Origin of the sequence: Nostoc sp. 'Peltigera membranacea cyanobiont' 213 (genome assembly GCF_002245975.1) — a bacterium.
Lineage (GTDB): Bacteria > Cyanobacteriota > Cyanobacteriia > Cyanobacteriales > Nostocaceae > Nostoc.
Genome location: NZ_NOLI01000221.1, coordinates 1 through 7,924, shown reverse-complemented (window position 1 = coordinate 7,924; position 7,924 = coordinate 1). Strand labels below are relative to the sequence as shown.

Genomic DNA, 7,924 nt, shown 5'->3' with positions numbered 1-7,924 from the left:
GTCCCCAATCCCCAAAACTTTGTATCCTAAATTAATAGGTCTTAATAAATAGTTCTTTTAAAACTGGTGCAAGAAGATTTTAGGCTAATTGTTGATTTAGTTTTAGTTTTAGGCGTTGCAGCCTGTGGTGGACTGTTGGCAGCACTTTTACGACAACCCGTGCTGCTAGGCTATCTCATCGGCGGGATGATTATCGGGCCCGCCGGACTAGGACTAATTAAAGAAGTTATTCAAGTAGAGACTCTGGCACAATTCGGTGTCGCCTTTTTGTTATTCGCCTTGGGTGTAGAATTTTCCTTGGCGGAACTCAAGAAGGTAAAAGCGATCGCTCTTGGCGGGGGTGGACTCCAGATTGCTCTGACAATTTTAGTCACAGTTGTAGTGTGCGGTTTAAGCGGAGCCTGGGGAGCCTTACCTGCAAAGGGGATGTTTTTGGGGTGTATTCTGTCCTTGTCTTCCACGGCGGTTGTCCTCAAGTGCTTGATGGAACGCAACGAAACAGAAACGCCTCACGGACAAGTGATGCTAGGGATTTTAGTAGTCCAGGACTTAGCACTAGGACTGATGTTAGCAGTCTTACCAGCCCTTAACCAACCAGCAGAAACTATTGGCATCGCCGTACTGACAGCGTTACTGTGGATTGCTTTATTTGCAGCTGGTGCAGTCGCTGCGGGGATTTGGCTGATACCGCCTTTGTTGCGACTCTTAGCCCGTACCGAAAGCCGAGAACTATTTTTATTAGGGGTTGTAGCTCTCTGTTTGGGTATTGCCCTGTTGACAGAACATTTGGGGCTATCTATTGAAATGGGGGCATTTGTCGCCGGTTTGATGATTTCTGAGGTGGAATACGCCGATCAAACCCTGACTTATGTCGAACCTCTGCGAGATATCTTTGCCAGTTTATTTTTTGCCGCCATTGGGATGTTAATTGACCCAGTGTTTTTGTGGAACAACCTAGAATTAATTTTAGGGCTGGTGGCAATAGTTTTCGTCGGGAAATTTTTGATTATCACGCCCCTAGTGAAACTATTCCACTACCCTTTAAAAACAGCCATCATCGCTGGTTTGGGACTGGCGCAAATTGGGGAATTTTCCTTTGTTCTCGCCAGTGAGGGGCAATCTTTAGGGCTGGTGTCCCGACAAATATACTTATTAATTTTGGGAACCACCGCAGTTACCCTCATGCTGACTCCCTTTGTTCTGCGGTTAGTGCCATTTTTATTTAACTTTGCCGAATCAATGCCTTGGTTGAAACCGTACTTAGAAGAACAAGAGGCGCGGGATGTATCAGACGATTTGCCCTTTAAAGACCATGTAGTAGTTTGTGGCTATGGGCGAGTCGGCAAAAATTTAGTTAAGTTGTTGCTGCAACACGACTTACCTGTGGTAGTCATCGACCAATCAGAGAGGAGAATTCAGCAGTTACGTGAAGCTGGGGTATCTTATGTTTATGGCAATTGTGTAAGTTTACACGTTTTAGAAACCGCCGGAGTGAATCATGCCAAAGGAATGGCGATCGCTCTCCCTGACCCCATGAGTACCCGTCTTTGCTTGAAACGTGCTTTGGAATTGCGTCCAGAACTAGATTTGGTTGTCCGTGCTACCCAGGATAAAAATATTGAAGTGTTGTATCAATTGGGAGCCAGAGAAGTGGTGCAACCAGAGTTTGAAGCCAGCTTAGAAATGGCAACCTATTTATTAACTGGCTTAGGCTTGTTGTCGCCAACTGTCGTCCAACGGGAAATGCAGCTAATCCGCAACGATCATTATTTAGATTTGCGGCCAGAACGTTCTGCAACTGAAGTCGCCCACGATTTGCGCCAAGCAACTCTCGATTTAAATCAGCGCTGGTATCCTCTTCCAGCTGCTTCGCCCTTAATTGGCATGAGCATAGAAGAAGCAGATATGCGCTACTTAACAGGAGCGAGTTTGATGGCAATTCGCCGCGCTAACGGCGATGAAATCGATTATCCCAATAATAAAACCAAATTGGAAGAAGGCGATCGCCTGCTGGTAGTGGGAGCAGATGAAGAACTAGCCGCTTTGGCAGAGTTTGCTAAGGGACAAGCTGCTGTTCCCGGTGAAAATAGTGCTTGTCAGTGGCTTACAGTCAATGCAGATGCGCCAACGCTAGGTAAAACCCTTGCAGATTTAGATATCGCCAAGCAATTTGGAGTACAAGTACAGGCGATCCGGCGAGATGGTAAATTTATCCGCTATCCTGATGGCGGCATGGACTTGCAAGTTAGCGACCAAGTATTATTATGTGGTAGCTTGACAGGTCTGAGTCAACTAGAACAGTTATTTGCGATCGCCAATAAAGTACCCCTTTCTCTTCCAGTGGTGAAAGCTAATGAGGCAGAAACGCTCAAAGAGTTCCTTTGATAATCCACTGGTACAGGTAAGTGGCTCAATCTAGCGATCGCGAGGAACGAGTGTCAATAGTTTCTCAAAGAAACAAATATTGATTCGACTAAAAGCAAAAATGGTATCCTTGATTTAAAATCAAATCAATGGCGATGGAGCTCGCCGAAACCGCCTTTTCAGTCCCAAATATCTTTACTGAAAGGCTGATGGCTCCTACTTTCTTCGCTGACTGCGAGAGAGTAGGGCTTGGCTAAATGCATCACCTGACTCTCCTGTAGAAAGTCTAAGTCTACAAATCGCGCCTCAAGGAGTCATGGGATGTTCGCCAGTGTATTTATGAAACATTTACGTCAATTTGAACCGTTTATTGCATTACCACACTTAATTAAATGGTTGCCTATTTCCATTGTAGTTGGTATTCTTGCTGGAACGGCTTCTGCGGCTCTTTTAGCATCATTAGAATGGGCAACCGATTGGCGAGAATCCCATCGCTGGATTATCGCCTTACTGCCCCTTGGTGGCTTCTTGAGTGGTTGGATTTATCATCAGTTCGGTCGGACTGTAGAAGCCGGAAATAACCTTTTGCTTGAAGAAATCCATAACCCCAAAAGTGTTATTCCCTTTCGGATGGCTCCTCTTGTTTTGCTAGGAACAAACCTGACACATTTATTTGGAGGTTCAGCCGGTCGTGAAGGTACAGCATTACAAATGGGCGCTTCTTTGGCAGACCAGTTAACTAAAATATTACATTTGCAAGGAGCCAATCGGCGAATTTTATTAACAGCAGGTATCAGTGGAGGATTCGCTTCAGTTTTCGGTACTCCCTTAGCTGGGACTGTATTTGGCCTAGAAGTTTTAGCAATTGGGAAACTTAATTATGACGCTCTTTTTCCTTCTTTGATTGCTGCGATCGTTGGAAATCAAGTCACCTTATTATTGGGCTTGCATCATACCGCATACCGACATGCTCCGTCTATACCGACGCTGACAATTTGGGGGCTGATTGCTGCCATTATTGCAGGTGCAATCTTTGGAATTGTAGCGAGATTCTTTGCTAAAGTAACTCACCAAATTAGTCACTTATTTAAAAGTAAGATATCTTATCCTCCAATGCGTCCTTTTATAGGCGGTGCGATGATAGCAGTAATTGTTGGTTTAAGTGGAACAACTAAGTACATTGGGCTTGGTATCCCTACTATCGTTGATTCTTTTTTCACTCAGCTACCTCCTTGGGATTTTGCAGCAAAATTGGCCATGACTGCTCTAACTTTAGGCGCAGGTTTTAAAGGAGGAGAAGTGACACCTTTGTTTTTTATTGGTGCAACTTTAGGTAATGCTTTGTCGTTGCTTTTAGCATTACCTACACCATTATTAGCAGGAATGGGATTTGTGGGTGTGTTTGCGGGTGCAGCCAATACACCGATAGCATCAACCTTAATGGGAATTGAATTATTTGGTCTGGAATCAGGAGTATTTATTGCTATTGGCTGTGTAGTGAGTTATCTATTTTCAGGTCATTCTGGAATTTACTCGGCACAGCGTATTGGGTTGAGTAAATACTCTGCTGTATCTTTAGAAGAAGGGGTGACTTTGGCTAATTATGGACAACAAAAATTTGAGCCGAAAATTGATTTACCTGATGATAGGGAAGCAGGAGAAAGTAATTGATTTATTTGTTAGAGCAATTCAGCAAATTGCCTTAATATCTTAAAAAAGCAAGGGATATGATATTTAGTATGATTACTTTGTTCTGAATAAAATCTTCCTATTTCTAACAATAGTTGATCTTTAAATGTCTGAACTGAAGAAGTCCAGTCACTTTGGGGTTGAATTTTGTTCCAGTAATACTTAGCTTTTCTGAGTGCCAATAAAGCTAAAATTAACTCATTCTTTTGCGTATCATTTTGAGCATTTTCAAACTGTTCTTTCCACGAATTTCTCAATTTATCTATTGCAGTACAATCTAATCTAGAGCAATGACTAATGCGATTAGATACTTTTGATAAATTACTTTCTAAATCAGAATCAGTAATGATAGCATCTGCCATAGTCAGATAAATATCTCTAAGTAGTAGAGAATTACTATTATAAAGTGTAGAAAAAGCATCAAATATTGGTTGCAATTCAGGTATGATAAAGTATGCTTCTTTATGTATTAAACCCGTAACCCATATACGATGCTGTTTTGCATTTTCTTCGTTTATATTGAGTTTTGTATAAAGATCGCAGAAAATTGCTTCTGTATCTGAAAAACTATAACTATATTCTTTTGTTATATTTTGTGTTTGTAAATCAACATCTACAATTGCAAAAAGTTTTTCTAAAGTTAAATATGAATTGTTCTTATTTTCATCATGCAACTTTGAAAGAGTAAAATATGTATCTAATACATCTTTACGATCTCCGCAGTTAAAAAACTGTGGTCGATATTGACTCCATGATTTTGGAACACACCTATTGTAAAAGTTGGAATCTGGCATCTCTTCCATCTTGCTATATGACTGAGGTGATGGTCTGCCTTTGGTGTCCCAGATACCACCTTTGCCTTCGCACAGTACAACGATCTTATTTTTAATTCTCGGAGAGTTAATGATTATTTCACAATGTTGTTTTAGTTGTTCCGGCTTAAGACTCATATTTAATTTTTAGCTTCTGGCTTTAAAAGTTTTGGTTCTAGTTCCTTAACGTGAGCAGGTGTAAGAGCTTGACATAACTCGTATGAGTGAGTTGCTAGAATATATTGATTACTTGATGACCATTGGTTGAGGTCTGCAATTATTTGATATTGCCAATCTGGATGAAATGCTATTTCAATTTCATCCATTAGCACAATTGCATTTTCTATATTATGGTACTTTATCCATATATAAATGCTCAATCTTTTCAACTCACCATGACTGAGGTCTTCGGGATATAGTTCTAAACCATCTTTATCTAATTGAAAACTTACACCTGATAAATCTGTATCTATATTTATTTTTTTATTAAACAATATTATATTTAAATCATTTATTAGTGCTTTGTAGCTATTACCATACTCACCTTTTTTTATAGCTTCTGCAAAGTCTTTGTCTCGAGCAGACTTAAAGGCTTCAATAAGGATATCTACAGCCAGAAAATCATAGGTAAAAAAACCTGATAGTTTAGATTTGGCTAATTTAAGCTGTGAATAGTACTCAGTTTCGTTATCCTGCTTTTTAAATAATAGTTTTCTAGATTCTTTAGAATTAAAAAGAAAAACTTGGGTAGAAGGAGCCGCGAGAAATATTTTTTGTGATAACTTTTTCATGAATATTTCTACTTCGTTCATATCTATGTTAGTTATACGAAAAAGTAAAACTTCCTCTTCATCTTTATTACCATTAGCTGAATAATTACAAATATATAGTAGTTTTTCTGATTGCCAATATTTTAGAACTCTTGGTAAGATACGTTCAAGTTGCTCACGTTCTTCATAATGTTTTTTAAGATTCAATTTAGATATATCGAGTCTTGTTTGAACTTCATCTTGAAATCTTTCTATAGATATATTTGCTATTGGAAATCTTAGAATTCTGAATTCAAATCTTTCAAGTCTTTGCATTAACTCTCTCAATGCATAATTTTTTTCCTCAACACTCTCAAAAGTCTCAAGTTGTCTCACACTATCTAATGTAATAATAGCTCTCTTTAAATCATATATTTCTTTTTCAGTAATTGAAATTTTATTGATAATCTTCTCTAACTGATTTGAAACAGATAATTGTAGATAATTATCATTGTCAACCTCAGTCTTATCATCTGATATTAATAACTCCCTCAGAGAATAGTCATTATAAGATAAAAATTCAAGCTGTACAATTTTATCCTCATTCCAGATATCAATTATGGCTAATACTCTATTCTTAGAATTGTTATTAATCGTAAATCCATAAAGTATATTTTTCACAAAATCTTTCTTGTCAGAATCACAAGAACAATGCAATAAAATAAAAATTAATTGCAAAAGTGTACTTTTACCACCACCATTTTGACTTCCAAGGGGAAAAATACTGGGGATAAATTCTGCTTCAAAACTTATATCAACGTTCTTTAAAATGCGAAAATCTGGAACTTGGACTCGTAGTAATTTCATAAAAAGCTCCTATTGCCAACTTGATACTAACTATCTTGATTCTCAAATAGGGTGGGCAGTGTCCACCCTATTTGAGACTTCCAAATTGAGTTTAACTAAGATAGTCAGACTTAATGCAAAAAATGCCTTACACCTTAAACTTCTCAGCAATCCGCTTCATCGCCTCTTCGACATTCTCCCGGCTGTTAAAGGCCGAAATGCGGAAGTAACCCTCACCCGCAGCACCAAAGCCAGAACCAGGTGTCCCGACAACGTTGACAGTTTGCAGCAATTTATCAAAGAATTCCCAACTGGATAAACCATTGGGCGTTTTTACCCAGACGTAAGGTGCATTAACGCCACCATAAACTGATAATCCGGCGGCTGTGAGTTTCTCGCGGATAATTTTGGCGTTTTCTAGATAGAAGCTAACTAATCCTTTGATTTGTGCCTGTCCTTCTTCAGAATAAACCGCTTCGGCTCCCCGTTGGACGATATAAGAAACACCATTAAACTTGGTAGACTGGCGGCGATTCCAGAGTTTCCATAGTTCTACATCGGAACCATCGGCGGCAATTCCATTGAGTGTCTTTGGTACAACTGTTAAGGCGCAACGGGTTCCTGTAAAACCTGCGTTCTTGGAAAAAGACCGAAACTCAATCGCAACTTCTCTTGCACCTTCAATTTCATAAATTGAGTGGGGAAGTGATGGATCGGTGATATAAGCTTCGTAGGCTGCATCAAAGAAAATAATCGAGTTATTAGCTTTGGCATAGTCTACCCATGCTTTGAGATATTCTTTGGTAGCAGTTGCGCCAGTGGGATTATTGGGAAAGCAGAGATAAATTAAATCGACTTTCTTTGAGGGAATCTCGGCGGTGAAGTTGTTATCAGCCGTAATTGGTAGATAAACTAAACCCTCAAATTCGCCTTTATCGTTGGCATCCCCCGTATTTCCCACCATAACGTTAGTATCTACGTATACGGGATAAACTGGGTCAGTAACGGCAATGATGTTGTCATGACCAAAGATTTCCAGAATATTGCCAGTGTCGCATTTGGAACCATCAGAAATAAAGATTTCGGAAGCATCTATATCGGCTCCCCGTGCTTGAAAATCGTGAATAGCAATTTTCTCACGCAACCAAGCATAGCCTTGCTCGGGGCCGTAACCTTTGAAGGTATTGCGATCGCCCATTTCTTCCACAGCTTTTATCATAGCTGTGCGGCAAGCCTCCGGCAGAGGTTCGGTAACATCGCCAATGCCCAATCGGATGATTTTAGCATCAGGATTCGCTTCTGCAAAGACATTCACCCGCCGAGCAATTTCTGGAAACAGATAACCCGCTTTCAGTTTCAGGTAGTTGTCGTTAATAGTTGCCATTATCTAGATTATGAAAAACGCCCTCAAATAGCTTACTGCTAATTTATGAGGGCGGGGAGTGGGGGAATGAGGGATCGGGG

At 39.9% G+C, this 7,924-nt stretch carries 5 protein-coding genes and 1 riboswitch; of the genes, 2 read left to right on the top strand and 3 right to left on the bottom strand.

Annotation, left to right across the window (positions count from 1 at the left end; all coding sequences use genetic code 11):
• Positions 1-66 precede the first annotated feature (66 nt).
• Together CDG77_RS32360 and CDG77_RS32355 are read left to right on the top strand one after the other, a co-directional pair.
• On the top strand, positions 67-2,385 hold the full coding sequence (locus CDG77_RS32360) for a cation:proton antiporter domain-containing protein (RefSeq protein WP_094333297.1): 2,319 nt from the start codon (positions 67-69) through the stop codon (positions 2,383-2,385).
• A 121-nt stretch (positions 2,386-2,506) separates the two neighbouring features.
• Positions 2,507-2,590, top strand: a riboswitch (Fluoride riboswitch).
• A gap of 113 nt (positions 2,591-2,703) precedes the next feature.
• Positions 2,704-4,035, top strand: coding sequence for a voltage-gated chloride channel family protein (locus tag CDG77_RS32355; protein ID WP_094333296.1), 1,332 nt, complete (start codon positions 2,704-2,706; stop codon positions 4,033-4,035).
• An 8-nt stretch (positions 4,036-4,043) separates the two neighbouring features.
• Here the strand turns inward: CDG77_RS32355 and CDG77_RS32350 are convergent, their stop codons facing one another.
• The 3 genes from CDG77_RS32350 to CDG77_RS32340 all read right to left on the bottom strand — a co-directional run bounded on the left by CDG77_RS32350 (position 4,044) and on the right by CDG77_RS32340 (position 7,844).
• Positions 4,044-5,003 carry a hypothetical protein gene (locus CDG77_RS32350; RefSeq protein WP_094333295.1) on the bottom strand — a complete coding sequence of 320 codons (960 nt, stop codon included), beginning with the start codon at positions 5,001-5,003 and terminating at the stop codon, positions 4,044-4,046.
• Between the two features lie 2 nt (positions 5,004-5,005).
• Positions 5,006-6,481 (bottom strand): AAA family ATPase, encoded by a 1,476-nt coding sequence (locus CDG77_RS32345; protein WP_094333294.1) that lies wholly within the window; start codon positions 6,479-6,481, stop codon positions 5,006-5,008.
• A 127-nt stretch (positions 6,482-6,608) separates the two neighbouring features.
• Positions 6,609-7,844 carry an LL-diaminopimelate aminotransferase gene (locus tag CDG77_RS32340; protein ID WP_094333293.1) on the bottom strand — a complete coding sequence of 412 codons (1,236 nt, stop codon included), beginning with the start codon at positions 7,842-7,844 and terminating at the stop codon, positions 6,609-6,611.
• Between the last annotated feature and the right edge of the window lie 80 nt (positions 7,845-7,924).